At 71.8% G+C, this 1515-nt stretch carries 1 protein-coding gene; it reads right to left on the bottom strand.

Annotated elements, in window-relative coordinates; genetic code table 11:
• Window positions 1-1515, bottom strand: a 1515-nt coding sequence (locus tag AC1DYN_RS32490; RefSeq protein WP_477966915.1) for a hypothetical protein, incomplete at both ends; no start/stop codon positions are given.

Below are 1515 nucleotides of genomic sequence, written 5' to 3'. Positions count from 1 at the left end.
CGATCGGCCCGTCCACCGAATTGTCCAGCCGCCGCGCCAGCTCGAACGGGCTCAGCACCGAGCCGTCCTTGTCGACCAGCCAGTTGCTCGTGTAGTGCGTGCCGCTGACCGGGTCGCGCAGGTACACCGCCGGTGCGTGGCCCATCACCTGCACGCCGTCGAAGGTCGGCGCGTAGTGATCGGCCGCGCGCTGCACCGCCGCGAACTCCGGCGTGTCGGGCAGCAGGTTCAGATGGCGGCGCGGATCGGGTGGGCCGATGAACGGCTCGTGGTTGGCCTCGATGCGGATCAGGCCCCCGTCGATGTCCGGATCACGCGGCGCATACAGTCGCACGCCCTCGTGCAGCAGCCCGGTCTCGTAGCTCGCGCGCAGCACGTTGTGCGGTACGCTGCCGTGGTACTGCACGGGGTCGGGCAGCGCCAGCAGCGCCTCCTGCAACTCGGCATCCGAGCCCGAGCGCCTGACCAGGTCGACCAGCGCCGCGTCGGTCTTCATCGTGACGAAGTCCTCGGCCGGCGTGGCCCGCAGCACCTTGGCCGCCGCAGGCGTGAAGCGCGCGTCGTTGATGTGCAGCCGCGGCACGCGGGCAGCCTCACCCGGCCCCTGCGCCGGCGCATGGCCGCCGAGCTGCCGCCCGTACAGGTCCTGCGCACCCTGCCAGCGCGTGTAGAAGCCGAAATGCGATTGCCCCAGGTGCTGCTGCGCGGCCAACGCGCCCGCCTCCGTCACGTCGCCGCCGCCGCCCTTGTCGCCCCACAAATGGCTCAGGTAGGTGTAGCCCTCGGGCACCTCGCCGCCCAGCCAGTGCGCGCCGTCGCCCGCCTCGCCGCGCCAGTTCGGCGTCAGCGCCGCGCCGGCGATGACCTGGCTCGTCGTCTGGCCATCCGCCGCGGTCTTCTCCTCGCGCACGCGCAGCACGTACTTCTGGCGCAGTTCGTCGACGATCTCGCCGACCTTCGCGTCGACGTCGACACCCGGCTCGCCAGCACCGTAGTGGTTGTCCGGCAGGCCCTCGTTGGCGGCGAACACCCGTTTTGCCAGCGCGTTCAGCTCGGGGTCGCTCAAGGAGCCGGGCTCGTGCAGCGTGGCGATCCGCGTCGCGCCGGTGATTTCCTTCGTCCGCGGATGACGCACCTCGGTGTTGACGAACACCACGGTCTCGCCCCGCGGTACCGCGCCGCCCAGGTAGCCGTTGAAGCCGTCGCCGTCATGCAGCGGCGGGCGCTGTTGCAGGTGCGGCGCGGTCAGCGTCGGCACCGTGCCCTCGTGCGCACCGACGGTGACCGGTTGCGCGAAGTTCGCTTCGGTCTCGCGCACCGGCCCGGGCGTGAACTCGCGCAGCTTGATCGAGTCGGCCGCGGTCGAGGCCGGCAGCGCGCCGTGCGCGTCCGGCTGCACGTGCCCGACGTCCAGCGTCAGCCGCCCGTCGTTGACGAAGCTGGCCACCACGTCCGGCGGGTTGTAGACGCTGCGCCCGCTCGCATCGGCCAGCGCCTGCAGGTAGTCGTCGCCGA

Source organism: Rhizobacter sp. P2_D12, assembly GCF_056404395.1.
The sequence above is the reverse complement of the archived record's forward strand: the minus strand, read 5'-3'. Positions and strand labels throughout refer to the sequence as shown.